General features: G+C 65.9%; 13 protein-coding genes. 6 read left to right on the top strand and 7 right to left on the bottom strand.

The window, feature by feature from the left end; all coding sequences use genetic code 11:
• Positions 1-16 precede the first annotated feature (16 nt).
• Positions 17-442 carry a pilus assembly protein PilZ gene (locus L6D75_RS12120; RefSeq protein ID WP_176514717.1) on the bottom strand — a complete coding sequence of 142 codons (426 nt, stop codon included), beginning with the start codon at positions 440-442 and terminating at the stop codon, positions 17-19.
• Complete coding sequence (locus L6D75_RS12115; RefSeq protein ID WP_176514715.1) at positions 439-2,079, bottom strand: bifunctional UDP-sugar hydrolase/5'-nucleotidase; 1,641 nt, start codon at positions 2,077-2,079, stop codon at positions 439-441. The genes L6D75_RS12120 and L6D75_RS12115 overlap by 4 nt, the downstream gene beginning before the upstream one ends.
• 223 nt (positions 2,080-2,302) lie before the next feature.
• Between L6D75_RS12115 and L6D75_RS12110 the strand changes: the two genes are divergently transcribed.
• Positions 2,303-4,375, top strand: coding sequence for a PhoX family protein (locus L6D75_RS12110; protein ID WP_176514713.1), 2,073 nt, complete (start codon positions 2,303-2,305; stop codon positions 4,373-4,375).
• 133 nt (positions 4,376-4,508) lie between these two features.
• Here the strand turns inward: L6D75_RS12110 and gspK are convergent, their stop codons facing one another.
• Positions 4,509-5,474: a type II secretion system minor pseudopilin GspK gene (gspK, locus tag L6D75_RS12105; protein ID WP_176514710.1), complete on the bottom strand. Its 966-nt coding sequence runs from the start codon at positions 5,472-5,474 to the stop codon at positions 4,509-4,511.
• A gap of 143 nt (positions 5,475-5,617) precedes the next feature.
• On the opposite strand from gspK, the gene tatA reads away from it, so the two are divergent.
• From tatA to tatC, 3 genes are read left to right on the top strand one after another with little or no spacing between them, the layout of a single operon-like run.
• Entirely contained in the window at positions 5,618-5,845 is a 228-nt protein-coding gene (gene tatA / locus L6D75_RS12100; RefSeq protein WP_176514709.1) for a twin-arginine translocase TatA/TatE family subunit, read from the top strand.
• On the top strand, positions 5,845-6,135 hold the full coding sequence (tatB, locus tag L6D75_RS12095) for a Sec-independent protein translocase protein TatB (RefSeq protein WP_176514707.1): 291 nt from the start codon (positions 5,845-5,847) through the stop codon (positions 6,133-6,135). Before tatA ends, tatB begins: the two co-directional genes overlap by 1 nt.
• A complete protein-coding gene (tatC, locus tag L6D75_RS12090; RefSeq protein ID WP_176514705.1) occupies positions 6,132-6,878 on the top strand; it encodes a twin-arginine translocase subunit TatC in 747 nt (248 codons plus the stop codon). Before tatB ends, tatC begins: the two co-directional genes overlap by 4 nt.
• Here tatC and L6D75_RS12085 read toward each other — a convergent pair.
• Both L6D75_RS12085 and purL read right to left on the bottom strand, forming a co-directional pair.
• The gene (locus tag L6D75_RS12085; protein ID WP_176514702.1) at positions 6,875-7,186 is read right to left on the bottom strand and encodes a YqfO family protein; all 312 of its coding nucleotides are present in this window, start codon (positions 7,184-7,186) and stop codon (positions 6,875-6,877) included. The two genes, tatC and L6D75_RS12085, sit on opposite strands and share 4 nt — an antisense overlap.
• Positions 7,187-7,189: 3 nt before the next feature.
• The gene (purL, locus tag L6D75_RS12080) at positions 7,190-11,089 is read right to left on the bottom strand and encodes a phosphoribosylformylglycinamidine synthase (protein ID WP_176514700.1); all 3,900 of its coding nucleotides are present in this window, start codon (positions 11,087-11,089) and stop codon (positions 7,190-7,192) included.
• A gap of 242 nt (positions 11,090-11,331) precedes the next feature.
• Between purL and mltF the strand changes: the two genes are divergently transcribed.
• On the top strand, positions 11,332-12,789 hold the full coding sequence (mltF, locus tag L6D75_RS12075) for a membrane-bound lytic murein transglycosylase MltF (RefSeq protein WP_176514699.1): 1,458 nt from the start codon (positions 11,332-11,334) through the stop codon (positions 12,787-12,789).
• A 48-nt stretch (positions 12,790-12,837) separates the two neighbouring features.
• On the opposite strand, the gene tadA is transcribed toward mltF, so the two are convergent.
• Entirely contained in the window at positions 12,838-13,317 is a 480-nt protein-coding gene (gene tadA / locus L6D75_RS12070; protein ID WP_176514697.1) for a tRNA adenosine(34) deaminase TadA, read from the bottom strand.
• Entirely contained in the window at positions 13,317-14,699 is a 1,383-nt protein-coding gene (locus tag L6D75_RS12065) for a multicopper oxidase family protein (RefSeq protein ID WP_176514695.1), read from the bottom strand. Before L6D75_RS12065 ends, tadA begins: the two co-directional genes overlap by 1 nt.
• 217 nt (positions 14,700-14,916) lie before the next feature.
• On the opposite strand from L6D75_RS12065, the gene L6D75_RS12060 reads away from it, so the two are divergent.
• Positions 14,917-15,906 carry a hypothetical protein gene (locus L6D75_RS12060; RefSeq protein ID WP_176514693.1) on the top strand — a complete coding sequence of 330 codons (990 nt, stop codon included), beginning with the start codon at positions 14,917-14,919 and terminating at the stop codon, positions 15,904-15,906.
• Positions 15,907-15,920: the final 14 nt, after the last annotated feature.

The following is a 15,920-nucleotide window of genomic DNA, read 5'->3' as shown; positions in this document are numbered from 1 at the left end:
ATCTGACAGGCATCGTTCATCCTTGCCGCTTGAAGCCGGTCACGGCGGGGCGTGGCGGCCAGGGCAGGCGTTCGCGCCGCCCCTGGTTGTCGAAAATCAGGCCATCGGCGTGGATGTCCTGCAACACGATCCCCGGTGCCAGGCGCTGGCCACGGCCGAGGGTGCGCACCTGTTGGCCGTAGCGCAGTACCACCACGCTGGCCGACAGCGGCTGGGCCTTGAGCCCGCCGAGGTAGTGCAGCGGCAAGCGCGTGAGGGCGATGGCGCCGTCATCGACGGCCGCCTGCCAGTGGCCGACCATCAGCCCCGGCAGCGCACTGCTGGCTGTGCTGGCGGGGCTGGCCGGCTGCGGCTGGCGGCTCAGTTGCAGCACGCATTGCGCGGCCAGCCAGCCGGCCAGGGTCAGCAGGCCGCAGGTCAGGGCACGGGCGCCCAGGCTCACGACGCCACCTGGCGCGGGTGCCAGCCGGGGTGGCCCTGTACGTAGCGCACTTCGGGGAGCGCCAGGGGAGCCAGCTGCCAATCGGCAGGCTGGCGCGACAGCCAGGCCTCGACCCGCTGCCACAGGGGTTCGCCGGCCTCGGGCTGGAACTGCAGGCCGAAGGTGCGGCACAGGCCCTGCACCGGGTCCAGGCCGGTGATGCGCTTGCCTTGCGGGCTGTAGCTGACGCGCCAGGCCTGCCCTTGCCAACGCGGCAGGTCCTGGCTGTTGTCCAGCAGCAGCGGGTCGCCGAACAATTGCTCGGCGGCGTTTTCCAGCACTTGCTCGACCTGCCGCGCCGGGGCTTCGACCACTGCGGCCGGGTAGCCGCCGGTGAGGCTGATCAGGTGCTCGCGGGTGATCGTTTCGCCGGCCGCCAGCGGGTAGTCATAGCGCAGGCCCGGCAACAGCACGGGCATGCTGCTGTCATCGGCCAGGGCCTGGTGCAGCAGGCGGTCCCAATTGCCACCACGGGTATCGCGGCGCCACAGCGCCTGCGGTGCGCGGGCCAGGGGTTGGTCGAGCCAGGCCGCGTGGCCTGCGCGCTGCTGCTGCAGCTCGCCATGCAACTGGCTGGCACGCAGCTGCGCGGCAGGCGTGAGTTGCTGGGCGAAGGCCGGGAAGAAGCGCCCCTCGAACTGCCACTGCCCGGCCACCTGCTGGCAACGCAGGCGGAACGCCCCACTGGCCCGGCAGCCGGCAAACAGCACCGGCACGCGGCGGCCACTGGCCTGGCTGGCGTACACCGGCGCCGGCCACAGGTCCTGGCCACGGGCGCACAGCAGCACATCGATTTCAGGCACCCGCTCGGCCAGCCACAGGCCCGGGCCGGTGCCCACGTCGGCCAGCGCCACCACCAGGTCCGCTTCGCGGCGCGCGCGCTCGAAGGTCGGCAGCAAGGCCTGGTACCACTGTTTCAGGGAGGCTTTCTGGTCCTGGGCGTAAGGGTCGCTGATGCCGACCACCGCGATCCGCGCACCGCCCCGTTCGAAGGTGTGCAGCGGCTCGAGGCCCAGGGCCTTGCGTTGTTCGTCGGCAAGCCCGGCGCCGAGGGTGATGGCCGAAGCTTGGCGATACAGGCTGGCACTGCGTTGCGGCCAGAGCACGCGCTCGTCGCTGCTGACCCGCACGTCGCTGCCCAGCAACTGGCTGCCCTGCACACCGCTTTCGCCGTGGGTGAGGTAGGCCAGGCCACTGCCGTTCCAGCCCTGGCCGTTTTCCAGGGTCAGGCTATTGCCCTGGCCCGCCTCGCCGCGCAACTGTTCCAACAGCGCCGCCAGTACCGCGTAACCGCCCAGGCGCACGTTCTGGGCCTGGCTGGCATCGAGCAAGGGCGCCAGTTGCGGTTGCGCGAGGCTGGCACTGGCGCCGGTCATCCACGGCGCACGCCCCAGGTGGCTGACCGGGCCCAGGCGGGTAGCGGGCACCACGGGCAGGCCGGGCTGGCGCGCATCGAGGGTGTCGGCGACATACAGCAAATCGACGCTGGCAGCACCGCCACGCTGGCCCGGCAACGCGGAACAGGCGCCGAGCAACGGCGCCAGCGCACCGACACCCATCCAGCTGATTACTTCGCGCCTGTGCACACTGCTTGCCATCGGGCTCGCCGTCCTTATCCGAGTTCACTTTGGGCCCCGGATGTTGCGGCGTTGGCATGACAGTTTGATGGCAGAAATCCGACAGCCATTCCAAATCGTTCTGTCGTGCGCAGTAGTAAGAACTTACAGTTTTAAAACCCCGTTAATATTTTTGCCAAGGAAACATCATACTTGCGCTCTAAAGTCGCGGTTTCTTACAACTCAGCCAAATCAAGGACACCTGATGAGTCGAGAATCCGGCGACAACCTGGACCGCAACCACAGCGGCAACCTGCCAATGGCCAACGTCATGGATGCTTACCTGAGCCGGCGCAGCGTGATGCGCGGCAGCCTGGGCGCGGCCATCGCCATGATCGCCGGTACCGGCCTGAGCGGCTGCTTCGACAGCGGCGGCTCCGACCATGACGACCCCGTCACCGAGCCACCGGTCACCGAGCCACCCGTGCCTGAACCGGAGCCGAAAATGGCCCTGGGCTTCCAGTCCATCCCCGGCTCGCGCACCGATGCCTGCGTGGTCGCCGCCGGTTACAGCGCCTATGTGCTGGCGCCGTGGGGCACGCCGCTGAACAGCAATGGCAACCCGTGGAAATCGGACGGCAGCAACACCTCGACCGACCAGGCCAACGCCATGGGCATGCACCATGACGGCATGCATTTCTTCCCGATCAATGGCAGCTCCGAAGACGGCCTGCTGGCGATCAACTTCGAATACATCGACACCGCCGCGCTGCACCCCAACGGCTCGACCACCGACGCCAACGGCAAGCGCCCGGTCGAGGAAGTGCGCAAGGAAATCAACGCCCACGGCGCCGGCGTGGTGCGCCTGCAAAAGCTCAACGGCCGTTGGCAGGTGGTCGACAACGACCCGCTCAACCGCCGCTTCACCACCGCCTCGCGCATGGAAATCACCGGCCCCCTGCGCGGCACCGAGCACGTCAAGACCAAGTACTCGACGGCCGGTACCCACTGCCGCGGCACCAACAACAACTGCGGCAACGGCTACACCCCGTGGGGCACCTACCTGACCTGCGAAGAGAACTGGCCAGGCATCTTCGTCAACAAGGGCACCCGCCCGGAAGACCAGCGCCGCATCGGCGTCGGCACCTCCAGCGGCCAGTACAAGTGGGAGAGCGCCGCCGGCGACAGCAGCGAGGTGGCCGATGAGTTCGCGCGCTTCGACGTGACCGTCAAGGGCGCCAGCGCCAGCGACGACTACCGCAACGAAGCCAGCACCTATGGCTACATCGTCGAGATCGACCCGTACAACAGCAGCACCCTGGCCACCAAGCGCACCGCCCTGGGCCGCTTCCGCCACGAAGGCTGCTGCCCGGGCCTGCCGGTGGTGGGTAAACCACTGGTCTGGTACATGGGCGACGACTCCAACAACGAGTACCTGTACAAGTTCGTTTCCACCGCGGTGTGGGACGCCGCCGACGCCACCCCGGCCGACCGCCTGGCCACCGGCGCCAAGTACATGGACCAGGGCAAACTCTACGTGGCGCGCTTCAATGCCGATGGCACGGGTATCTGGCTGCTGCTGGACGTGGCCACGCCGACCAAGGATGGCCGCACCCTGGGGGCGCTGTACGGCGACCTGCCAGGCATCATCCTCAACACCCGCGGCGCCGGCGATGCCGTGGGCGCAACGCCGATGGACCGCCCGGAGTGGACGGCGGTCAACCCGCTCAATGGCGATGTCTACCTGACCCTGACCAACAACAGCGCGCGTACCCCGGAAAAGGTCGATGCCGCCAACCCGCGCGGGCCGAACCGCCACGGCCACATCATCCGCTGGCACGACAGCGACGACCAGGCGAGCTTCACCTGGGACATCTTCGTGTTCGGCGCCAACGCCGCCGGCACCGCCGACATCAACCGCTCGGGCCTGACCGAACTCAACCAGTTCGCCAGCCCCGACGGCATGAGCTTCGATAGCCGCGGCGTGCTGTGGTTCGAGACCGACAACGGTGAAACCACGCTCACCGACTACACCAACGACCAGCTGCTGGCGGTGATCCCCACCGACCTGGTGGATGCCACGGGCAAGCAGGTGCCGATCAATGCCACCAACCAGGTGGACCTGCGCCGCTTCTTCGTCGGGCCGAACGGCTGCGAGGTGACGGGGATTGCCTTCACGCCGGACAACAAGTCGATGTTCGTCAACATCCAGCACCCGGACAACTGGCCTTATACCGACAAGGCCACCGATGCTACCCCGGCGGGTGGCAAGGTGCGGCCGCGGGCTTCGACGGTGGTGATCCAGCGCAATGATGGTGGCGAGATCGGCACGGTCTGATTCGGATCTTCAAGGGGCCGCTGCGCGGCCCAATCGCCGGCAAGCCGGCTCCCACAGATGGGCTGCGGCCTCCCACAGAGGGGTGGGAGCCGGCTTGCCGGCGATTGGGCTGCAACGCAGCCCCTAGGCCTGCTCACCAGGCAATCGGCTCGCGGCTCTTCACCCGCACCTGCTGCGCCGGCACCCGCGCATGCCACTGCACCACCCCCAGCGCTTCTACCTGAAACGCGCTGCGCATCGTCCGCCCCTGCTCCTCGAACGACAGCTGCAACAGGAAATGCCCACTGTTGAGCAGCAACCCCTCGCTCAACCGCTCGAAGGTTTCGTCATCCACCGCCCCCAACGCCTGGCGCAACGCCGAGGCATCCTCGTACCCCGATGCCGGCCGGCCGCTGACGATGCGGCTGAGCAACGCGCGCGGGTAGCGCCCTTCATACAACGCCTCGAGCAATGGCAAGTGCTCAAGCCCCAAGGCGTTGGCATTCAGGCGCCAGCCGGTGGTCTGCGGCAATGCGCACAGCATCGGGTAACGCCGCTGGCGCCCGGCATCGGGCTCCAGCAACAGGTTCAATTCGCTGGTATCGAGCATCGGCTGGTTGGCCGCCAGGCGCGGCGGTTGCTGGCGCAGGTACTGGGCACTCTCGGCGCCTTGCAGGCGCGTGTCGCTGTCGTGGTCGAGCCAGTCGGCCAAGGCATCGACCAGCCGTTGTGCGGCCATGTCATCCCCCAGCAAGTGGCGCAACTGGCGCTCGGCCCGTTCACCGTCAGCGCCGAGCAGCGCGTTGACGTTGAAACAGGCATGTTGGTCGCGCACCCGCAATTGCGCCTGGCCGGCGCCAAAATCATAGGTCAGCGGCTGCCCGCGCAAGGCCTGCCAGAACAGCGGGCTGAGGCGCCAGGCAGGGTCGCGCAGGGCCTGTTCGGCGTAGGCCAGGCCAGCCTGCTCCATGGCCCGCACCTGCACCCGCTGGCGCAGCAACTGCACCTCATCGACCTGGCGCCGGCCATCCTCCACCAGCCAGGCCATGCCCGCGGCGAGCATCGCCAGCACCACCATCACCATCAGCAGCGCCGCGCCCTGCTGTCGCTTGCGCGTCATCCCTACCCCTCCTGGTTGCGTGAAGGCGCCAGTCAACACGGCGGCTGTTGCAAGCAGATGGCAATGGCCTTGCAGTCATGTTCGCGTCATCTGCACGCGGCAGGATTGGCCTTTCTTTTCATGGCCTTACAGGAGTATTCGAAATGGGTGGGATTGGAATCTGGCAACTGGTGATCGTGCTGCTGATCGTGTTTCTGCTGTTTGGCACCAAGCGCCTCAAGGGCCTGGGCAGTGATGTCGGCGAAGCGATCCAGGGCTTTCGCAAATCGATGGGGGGTGAGCCTGACGCGGGTGGCGCTGCCCCCTCGCAGCCGCAGACACCCGTGACTCGCCAGGCGGACGCGCAGCCACAAACGGATCGCCGAGCCTGATGTTCGAGGTAGGTTTCAGCGAGCTGCTGCTGGTGGGCGTCGTCGCCCTGCTGGTGCTCGGGCCGGAGCGCCTGCCGGTCGCCGCTCGCACCCTGGGGCGCGGCCTGGGCCAGGCACGCCGGGCCATGCATGGCCTGCGCGCGCAGATGGAACGCGAGATCGCCATGCCCGACCTGGACAGCCAACCCTTGCAGCGCCTCGAGCAGGAAATCCGCCAGGGCATCCGCCTGCAGGCCGAGCCGGCGCTGGACGCCAAGCCCATCAACCTGCCCCGGGAGAACACGCCATGAGCACGGCCCTGGACACTGCGGCGCGCATGCCGCTGACCGACCACCTGCGCGACCTGCGCAAACGCCTGGTGCGCTGCCTGCTGCTGCTGGCGCTGGTGTTCGTTGGCCTGTTTCCGTTCGCCCAGCAGCTGTACACGTTGCTGTCGCAACCGCTGCGCCGCTTCCTGCCCGAAGGCGCGAGCATGATCGCCACCAGCGTCACGTCGCCCTTTCTCACGCCATTCAAACTGACGGCCATGTGCGCGCTGTTCATCGCCATGCCGCTGCTGCTGCACCAGGCCTGGGGCTTCATCGCGCCGGGGCTGTACCGCCAGGAACGGCGCATTGCGCTGGGGCTGCTGATGTCGAGCGTCGTGCTGTTCTATGCCGGCATGGCGTTCGCCTTTTACCTGGTGTTCCCGATGATGTTCGGCTTCTTCGCCAGCGTGACGCCCGAGGGCGTGGCGATGATGACCGACATCAGCCAGTACCTGGACTTCATCCTGGCGCTGTTTCTGGCGTTCGGCCTGGCGTTCGAGATCCCGGTGGCGACGTTCATCGTGGTCTGGGTGGGGTTGGCCGATGTGGCCACGTTGCGACGTAGCAGGCCCTACGTGATCGTCGGGTGCTTTGTGGTGGGGATGATACTTACACCGCCGGATGTGTTTTCGCAGACGATGCTGGCGGTGCCGATGTGGCTGTTGTTCGAGGTGGGGTTGCTGGCCTGTGCGGGCTTGCGCCGCGAAGGAGCCCGCGCAGTCTAGAACTCGGCGAGCCGCCAGGCCTCATAGGCCGGCGTCTCGTAGGGGTGGCTCTGCTTGAGCGCAGCGACGACCTGAACGATCAGGTCGTCAGCCACCACCAGCTCCACCTTCCACTCCTCGACCACCTCGACCTGGCCGGCCTGCCCGAGGAACGGCTGGCTGCCGTCCAACGGGCGGAACTGGCCCTGGCCCAAGGTCTGCCAGGCGCAGTGGTCGTAGTCACCGATTCGCCCGCCACCGGCGGCGAACACGGCGGCCTTGACCACTTCGACATGGCTGGCCGGGACGAAGAAGGCGAGCTTGTACACGCCTTAGTTCACCCACACCCGCGCATTGCGGAACATGCGCATCAGCGCGGCGTCTTCCTGCCACTCATCCGGGCGCCAGGAGTTCTGCACGGCGCGGAACACACGCTCCGGGTGCGGCATCATGATGGTCACGCGGCCGTCGCGGCTGGTCAGGCCGGTGATGCCACGCGGCGAGCCGTTCGGGTTGGCCGGGTAGGCTTCGGTGACCTTGCCGTGGTTGTCGACGTAGCGCAGGGCCACGCAACCGGACAGGTCGGCTTCCAGCAGTGCCTCTTCGCTGGCGAACTCGGCATGGCCTTCACCGTGGGCGATGGCGATCGGCATGCGCGAACCGGCCATGCCCTGCAGGAAGATCGAGTTGGACTTCTGCACCTCGACCATGGCCACGCGGGCCTCGAACTGCTCCGAGCGGTTGCGCACGAAGTGCGGCCAGTACTCGGTGCCCGGAATCAGCTCGTGCAGGTTGGACATCATCTGGCAACCGTTGCACACGCCCAGGGCGAAGCTGTCGGTACGCTCGAAGAAGGCCTGGAAGGCATCGCGGGCACGGGTGTTGAACAGCGCCGACTTGGCCCAGCCTTCACCGGCGCCCAGCACGTCACCGTAGGAGAAGCCGCCGCAGGCGACCAGGCCCTTGAAGGCTTCGAAGTCCACGCGCCCGGCGAGGATGTCGCTCATGTGCACATCGATGGCGGCAAACCCTGCGCGGTCGAAGGCGGCTGCCATCTCGACCTGGCCGTTGACGCCCTGCTCGCGCAGGATCGCCACTTGCGGGCGCACGCCTTTCTTGATGTACGGCGCGGCGATGTCGTCGTTGACGTCGAAGCCAAGCTTGACCGACAGGCCCGGGTTGTCTTCTTCGAGCAGCGCGTCGAATTCCTGGTCGGCGCAGTCGGCGTTGTCACGCAGGCGCTGCACCTGGTAGCTGGTTTCGGCCCACTGGCGCTGCAGCATGCGGCGGTCGTCGTCGAACAGCACTTCGCCATTGAGGCTGATGGACACTTCGGCGTTGTTGACCGGCTTGCCGATCACCGCCACGCAACCTTCGCCCAGGCCGGCTGCGCTGAACTGCGCGAGCACGTCCGGGGTGGCGTCCTGGCGTACCTGGATGACCGCACCGAGCTCTTCGTTGAAGAGGATGGCCGGCACGTCATTGCGGTTGTCGGTCAGTGGGTCGAGCTGCAGGTCGAGGCCGCAGTGGCCGGCAAAGGCCATTTCCACCACGGTGGTCAGCAGGCCGCCGTCGGAGCGGTCGTGGTAGGCCAGCAGGTGGCCGTCGGCGTTCAGGCCCTGGATCACGGCGAAGAAGGCCTTGAGGTCTTCGGCGTCGTCGACGTCCGGTGCCTGGGCAGCGATCTTGCCGTAGGTCTGCGCCAGGATCGATGCGCCCATGCGGTTCTTGCCGCGGCCCAGGTCGATCAGGATCAGGTCGGTCTCGCCCTTGTCCATGCGCAGTTGCGGGGTCAGGGTGTTGCGGATGTCGGTGACCGGGGCGAAGCCGGTGATGATCAGCGACAGCGGCGAAGTGACGCTCTTCTCGACGCCATCCTCGCTCCACTTGGTCTTCATCGACATCGAGTCCTTGCCGACCGGGATGGTGATCCCCAGCTCCGGGCACAGCTCCATGCCGACGGCCTTGACGGTGTCGTACAGGCGGGCGTCTTCGCCCGGGTGGCCGGCAGCGGACATCCAGTTGGCCGACAGCTTGATGTCGGACAGCTTGTCGATTTGCGCGGCGGCCAGGTTGGTCAGGGTCTCGCCGATCGCCATGCGCCCGGACGCCGGGGCGTCGAGCAGGGCCAGCGGGGTACGCTCGCCCATGGCCATGGCTTCACCGGTGTAGACGTCGAAGCTGGTGGCGGTGACGGCGCAGTCGGCGACCGGGACCTGCCATGGGCCGACCATCTGGTCGCGAGCGACCAGGCCGGTGATGGTGCGGTCGCCGATGGTGATCAGGAAGCTCTTGCTGGCCACGGCCGGGTGGTTGAGGACACGCTGCACGGCGTTGTCCAGGTCCACCTGGCTCGGGTCGAAGTCATCGCCCAGCTCCGCTTCGCGGGTCACCGAACGGTGCATGCGCGGCGGCTTGCCCAGCAGCACGTCGAGCGGCATGTCCACCGGCGTGTTGTCGAAGTGGCTGTCGGTCACGGTCAGGTGCGGCTCTTCGGTGGCTTCGCCGACCACGGCGAACGGGCAGCGCTCGCGTTCGCAGATGGCCTGGAAGCGTTCGAAGTCGGCGGCGCTGACGGCCAGCACGTAGCGTTCCTGCGATTCGTTGCTCCAGATTTCGTGCGGGGCCATGCCCGGCTCGTCATTGGGCACGTTGCGCAGTTCGAAACGGCCACCGCGGCCGCCGTCGTTGACCAGCTCCGGGAAGGCGTTGGAGATGCCACCGGCGCCGACGTCATGGATGAAGGCGATCGGGTTTTCATCGCCCAGCTGCCAGCAACGGTCGATGACCTCCTGGCAACGGCGCTCCATTTCCGGGTTTTCGCGCTGTACCGAGGCAAAATCCAGGTCAGCCGAGCTGGCACCGGTGGCCACCGACGAAGCGGCGCCGCCGCCCAGGCCGATGAGCATGGCCGGGCCGCCGAGCACGATCAGCTTGGCGCCGACGGTGATCTCGCCCTTCTGCACGTGGTCTTCACGGATGTTGCCCATGCCGCCGGCGAGCATGATCGGCTTGTGGTAGCCGCGCACTTCTTCACCGTGCGGGGTGTTGATCGACTGCTCGAAGGTGCGGAAGTAACCGGTCAGGGCCGGGCGGCCGAATTCGTTGTTGAACGCAGCGCCACCCAGCGGGCCTTCGATCATGATGTCAAGGGCGTCGACGATGCGCTCGGGCTTGCCATAGGCCTGCTCCCAAGGCTGTTCGAAGCCTGGGATGCGCAGGTTGGATACGGTGAAGCCGGTCAGGCCAGCCTTGGGCTTGGCGCCACGGCCGGTGGCGCCTTCGTCGCGGATTTCGCCGCCGGAGCCGGTGGAGGCGCCGGAGAACGGGGCGATGGCGGTCGGGTGGTTGTGCGTCTCGACCTTCATCAGGATGTGCACCGGCTCCTGCACCGCGCCGTACTGGCGGGTTTCAGGGTTCGGGAAGAAACGGCCGGCGACGTTGCCGACGATCACCGAGGCGTTGTCCTTGTACGCAGACAGCACGCCGTCGCTGTGCATCTGGTAGGTGTTCTTGATCATGCCGAACAGGCTCTTTTCCTGAGCCTGGCCGTCGATGTCCCAACTGGCGTTGAAGATCTTGTGGCGGCAGTGCTCGGAGTTGGCCTGGGCGAACATCATCAGTTCGATGTCGTTCGGGTTGCGCTTGAGCCCCTGGAAGGCGTTGACCAGGTAGTCGATCTCGTCTTCGGCCAGGGCCAGGCCCAGGTCGATGTTGGCCTGGGCCAGGGCGGCGCGGCCACCTGCGAGGATGTCGACCGAGGTCATCGGCTTGGGCTGGGCGTGGCTGAACAGGTCCGATGCCTGCTCCAGCTGGGCCAGCACGCGCTGGGTCATGCGGTCGTGCAGCTCGGCGGCCACCAGCGCGGCGTCGGCCTCGCTCAGTTCACCGGCCACGTAGTAGGCGATGCCGCGCTCCAGGCGCTGGATCGACTGCAGGCCGCAGTTGTGGGCGATGTCGCTGGCCTTGCTGGCCCAGGGCGAAATGGTGCCCAGGCGCGGCACCACCAGGAACAGGCGGCCGGTGGGCTCCTGTACCGGCACGCTCGGGCCGTACTTGAGCAGACGGCCCAGCACCTGCTGCTGGTCGGCGGTCAGCTCGCCGGCGACGTCGGCGAAGTGGGCGAATTCGGCATACAAACCAGTAACAGCGGGGACTTTCTGGCTCAGTTGCTCGAGTAATTTACCGTGGCGAAAGGCAGAAAGGGCAGGAGCGCCGCGCAGGATCAACATCGTCGGGACAGCCTCAGGAAGGGGTGTGCTTAGAGGCCGTGCATTCTAGCCTAATTCGATGGCTTTCGGCACCCGCTCTACGCCAAGCCTGCCGGGCGGTGGAACCGGACTTTCGGGTCAAAAAAATTGGCCTGCAAAGCCCTGCGCTGGCGACAGGGGCGGGCCACCACATAACGCGCTAGCAGACAAGCTATCTGTTGTCGAGATATGGCTGGGCCAGTCCTTTGCGTATACTGCAACCTATGTTCGCCCACACTGCTTTGCGCCAGCGTTGCGCCAAATGGCTCTTCGCAACCGGACTCTTTCTGATGCTCGGTGCCTGTGTTGAAAAACCCAGCACCCTCGAGCGCGTGAAGGAGGATGGCGTGCTGCGTGTAATTACCCGCAACAGCCCGGCCACCTACTTCCAGGACCGCAACGGCGAAACCGGCTTCGAATACGAATTGGTCAAGCATTTTGCCGACGATCTCGGCGTCAAGCTGGAGATCGAGACGGCCGACAACCTCGACGAGCTGTTCGACGACCTCGGCAAGCCCTCCGGCCCGGTACTGGCGGCAGCGGGCCTGGTCAGCAGCGAGCGGCGCAAGGCCCAGGCCAAGTTCTCCCACCCTTACCTCGAAGTGACCCCGCAGGTCATCTACCGCAACGGCCGGCCGCGCCCCACCGATGCCAAGGGCCTGGTGGGCAAGAAGATCATGGTGCTCAAGGGCAGCAGCCACGCCGACCAGCTGGCCGAGCTGAAAAAGCAGTACCCGGGCCTGGAATACGAAGAATCCGATGCGGTCGAGGTGGTCGACCTGCTGCGCATGGTCGATGAAGGCCAGATCGACCTGACCCTGGTCGATTCCAACGAACTGGCGATGAACCAGGTGTACTTCCCCAACGTGCGGGTCGCCTTCGACCTGGGCGACACCCGCGACCAGCGCTGGGCAGTGGCGGCAGGCGATGACAACAGCCTGCTCAACGAGGTCAACGAATACCTCGACAAGGCGCAGAAGAACGGCACCCTGCAGCGCCTGAAAGACCGCTACTACGGCCATGTCGATGTATTGGGCTATGTCGGTGCCTATACCTTCGCCCAGCACCTGCAGCAGCGCCTGCCCAAGTACGAGAAGCACTTCAAGAGCTACGCCAAGGTCGAGCAGGTCGACTGGCGCCTGCTGGCGGCGATCGGCTACCAGGAATCGATGTGGCAGCCCGAGGTCACCTCCAAGACCGGCGTGCGCGGCCTGATGATGCTGACCCAGCGCACTGCCCAGGCCATGGGCGTGTCCAACCGCCTGGACCCCCGCCAGAGCATCCAGGGCGGCGCCAAATACTTCATGAAGATCAAGGCCGAGCTCGACGACAGCATCCAGGAGCCGGACCGCACCTGGTTCGCCCTGGCCGCCTACAACGTCGGCACCGGTCACCTGGAAGACGCCCGCACGCTGGCCAAGCGCGAGAAGCTCAACCCGAACAAGTGGCTGGACGTGAAGAAGATGCTGCCGCGCCTGTCGCAGAAGCAGTGGTACCGGCAGACCAAGTACGGTTATGCCCGCGGGGGCGAGCCCGTGCACTTCGTGGCCAACATCCGCCGTTACTACGACATCCTCACCTGGGTGACCCAGCCGCAGCTCGAAGGCCAGATGGCCGAGGGCAACTTGCATGTGCCTGGGGTGAACAAGGACAAGCCGGCGGATCAGTCGCCGCCGATGTAAGGCTTCAGCGCGCTGTCGCCGGCAAGCCGGCGACAGGGCCAGAACCTATCAGCCCTTGGCCCGCCGGGCCTTGAAGAACTCGCTCAAGATCTGCCCGCACTCCTCGGCCAGCACCCCACCCTCGAACATCACCCGGTGGTTGAGAAAACCTTGGCTGAAGAACTGCCCCTGGCTCTGCACGATCCCCGCCTTGGGCTCCAGCGCTCCGTACACCACCCGCGCCACCCGCGAATGCACGATCAACCCTGCGCACATGCTGCAAGGCTCCAGCGTCACGTACAACGTACTGCCCGGCAGGCGATAATTGCTCGCGGCCTTGGCCGCCGCGCGGATGGCCACCATCTCGGCATGGGCGCTGGGGTCGCTGTCGAGGATCGGCCGGTTGAAGCCCTGCCCGATCACCTGGCCATGCTGCACCAGCACCGCCCCCACCGGCACCTCGCCCAGTGCGGCGCCTTCTGCCGCCAGGCCCAGGGCCAGGCGCATGAATTCCTGATCGCGGCTGCGATCGATGATCTGCGGGCGCATCAGACCACCGCGATCGCGGCCATCAGGCCGGTTTCCATGTGGTCGATGACATGGCAGTGGAACATCCAGGTGCCAGGGTTATCGGCCACCAGCGCCACCTGGGCGCGTTCGTTCTTGCCCAGCAGGTAGGTGTCGGTGAACCACGGCTCGACGATGTCGCGGCGGTTGGAGGCGATCACCTTGAAGCTCATGCCGTGCAGGTGGATCGGGTGCTGGTACTGGGTCATGTTCTTCAGCTCGAAGATGTAGCTCTTGCCCTTCTGCAGGGTGGCGATCGGGCGGTCGGCGCAGGTCTTGTCGGTGATGTCCCAGGCTTGGCCGTTGATCTGCCACAGGCTTGGCGGCTTGCCATTTTCGGTGTTCACCGACACCTTGCCGACCCATTCGAAATTGAAGTTGAGCTTCTCGGCATTGGCCAGGTCCGGCTCGGCCACCGGGTTGGCCGGCAGTGCTGGCGGCCAGTCACTCGGCGCGTCGTTGCTGGCCACCGAACGCAGCGTGCCCAGGCGCACGAAACCGTCACGCAGGGAAATTTCCTCGCCCGCCTCGGGGATGCGAAGCGCCAGGCAGATGCGCATGCCAGGGCCCAGCCAGTACTCGTCGTCCATGGGCCGCGGGGTCACCGGGTTGCCGTCCAGGGCGTAGATCTTCGCTTCGCAGTTGCCCTTGAGGTTGAGCCGGTAGGTCCAGGTGTTGTCCAGGTTCAGCAGGCGCAGGCGCACCACCTGCCCGGCCGGCAGCTCGGTCACCGAATCGGCCTGGCCGTTGATGGTGATCAGGCGCCCGGCGGTGCCGTTGCGCGCCGCTTCGCGGGGGATGCTGAACGGCAGCCAGGCACCCTGCTCGTCCACGTGCCAGTTCTTCAGGCTCAGCGTGCGCTCGTGGAGAAAACCGGTGGGCTCGCGCTCCTCGACGATCAGCGGGCCGACCAGGCCACGGCCCAGCTCCTCGGAGCTGCTGACGTGCGGGTGATACCAGTAGCTGCCGGCATCCGGCACGCGGAACTTGTAGTCGAAGTACTCGCCCGGCTTGACCGGCAGCTGCGACACATAGGGCACGCCGTCCATTTCCAGCGGCAGGCGGATGCCGTGCCAGTGAATGGTGGTTTCCACCGGCAGGTGGTTGATGAACCGCACCCGCAGCCAGGTGCCCTGGCGTACCCGCAGCTCGGTGCCGGGCGCGGTGGGGCCGAAGGCCCAGGCCTCGGTCTTGAAGCCAGGCACCAGCTCCACGTCCAGGGGCGCGGCGATCAGCTCGTAGTCGTGCCCGGCGTTCTCGTCCTCCACCTTGCCCAGCCAGTAGCGCGTAACGCCCCCGGCGCCCAGGCCTACCACAGCAAGGCCGGTCAGGCCCTTGAGCATTTGTCGACGGGTAAAGGACATCGGTGCAGGTACCTCATTTCGGCGCAATCAAGCTGCCAGCATGGCTGGCGATGAAGGGCGAATACGATACACCTGCAAATGGGAAAGTTTAAGTGAAGTGTTAACGGGTTGGCATTTAGCACTCACGGCTTAAGAACAAAACCGTATATCACTGGAAAACAATATCAATATAACATCATCCCCCTTCCTCCCGACGCAGCAGTCAAGGATGAGTGAAATGGGCTTATTGAACGCTATCTGGACCGGGATCGACGATGCCGTCTGCGGCTGGGCTGAACTCTTCACCCACAGCCGTCAGGAAAAGGTCGAGGCAGCCCATCGTCGCTTCAGCTTTCTGATCGAAGACATCAAGTCGCTGGAAGCCGTACTCAAAACCGTTTGCGACACCCACCAGGACGCGATCGGCGCCCTCGCCGCACAGGCCAGCAACCTCAACCTGCATCTGGGCTACGACCCAAGCGCTTCGCAAGGCAACGCCGAGCACGTCATTCATACCGTGTCATCGGTCAGCAGCGGCGCCGGGCAACTGGCCGCAACGGTATGGCTTGGGTCGACAGCCTTGCGGGTGGCAAGCGTGGCCATGATCGCCGGCAAGGTGTTCGTGGTCACCGCCGTCATCACCACCGTGCTGCAGACCGTGCTGCAAGGCATGGAAGTAGCACACCTGCGCGAGCAGGCCCGCATGCTGGATGAGGAAACGGCCAAGCTCAAACAGCTGCTGTCGGACCTGGCCATCGAGGTGGAAGCCGTCATCCAGGACCTGCAGTCGACCTACGATCCTCTCATGCCACTCCAAGCTGGCCGGCATGTCGTGGTTGACTCTCTCGATGGGCTCAAACGACTGGAGCTCGAAAGCTTCTACGACCGTTTACGCAAGCTTCTGCTGTTGGCGCGCGAGCAGGATTCGGAGAACCGCAGCGCGTTCAACACCATGCGTGAACAGGTCGAGCAGGATAATCGATTCGTCCATGCCCACCTGATCGTTGCCATCAAACAGCACACCATTGACCAAAGCGTCGCCGCCACCCATTTGCTCAAAGCGGTCAACGCCTTGCGAAGCGGCATGCCGCTCGAACAGCTGCAGGACATCTTCGATCTCTCGCCAGATGCGCTGGAAAACGTGATCGATTTCGTCAAGGCCAACCCGTTGCAACAACCTCGATTCGAATGCGGCCGCGACGGCAGCATCAAGATCCTTGCAGCCTGAGTGTTTCAACACCG

Source organism: Pseudomonas faucium (genome assembly GCF_021602585.1).
GTDB lineage: Bacteria > Pseudomonadota > Gammaproteobacteria > Pseudomonadales > Pseudomonadaceae > Aquipseudomonas > Aquipseudomonas faucium.
The sequence above is the reverse complement of the archived record's forward strand: the minus strand, read 5'-3'. Positions and strand labels throughout refer to the sequence as shown.